Annotated in this window: 1 protein-coding gene; it reads left to right on the top strand. The window is 42.9% G+C overall.

Annotated features, from left to right (window positions below; all coding sequences use genetic code 11):
• Positions 1-513: MafB family polymorphic toxin (locus K5E19_RS24315; protein ID WP_260411949.1), on the top strand; the 513-nt coding region annotated here is incomplete at both ends.

The raw sequence follows: 513 nt of genomic DNA, 5'->3' as shown, positions 1-513 counted from the left end.
GTAAAAGACAGTATCAACTCTGCCAGACAATGGGCTGATGCCCATCCGAATATAACTGCAACAGCCCAAACTGCCCTTGCCGTAGCAGAGGCCGCAGGTACGGTTTGGGGCGGTAAAAAAGTAGAACTTAACCCGACCAAATGGGATTGGGTTAAAAATACCGGCTATAAAAAACCTGCTGCCCGACCTATGCAGACTGTAGACGGGGAAATGGCCGGTGGGAATAAGCCAGCGAAGCAAGCTACTCCTAATGGCAAAGCTGGCGTTTCTACACAACAATCTTTGCAAAATAGTCTCGTTCCACAAAAAAATTATACGCATACTACCTATAATGGTGGATCAGCTATTACAGATGGCAAATATATTACTGACCCTCTCAGTATGGTACGACACAAACCTGATGCATCTAGTCTAGACAAGATAGATAGCAAAAGTTTATTTAAATCAGATGTTGATGCGGAAAAAGCTACATTAGATGCTGCTAGATATGCAGATAAACATAATTTATGGGAT

The sequence above is a fragment of the Enterobacter sp. RIT637 genome (assembly GCF_019718755.1).
GTDB lineage: Bacteria > Pseudomonadota > Gammaproteobacteria > Enterobacterales > Enterobacteriaceae > Enterobacter.
Note: the sequence above shows the minus strand (reverse complement) of the source record. Positions and strands in the feature narration are given on the sequence as shown.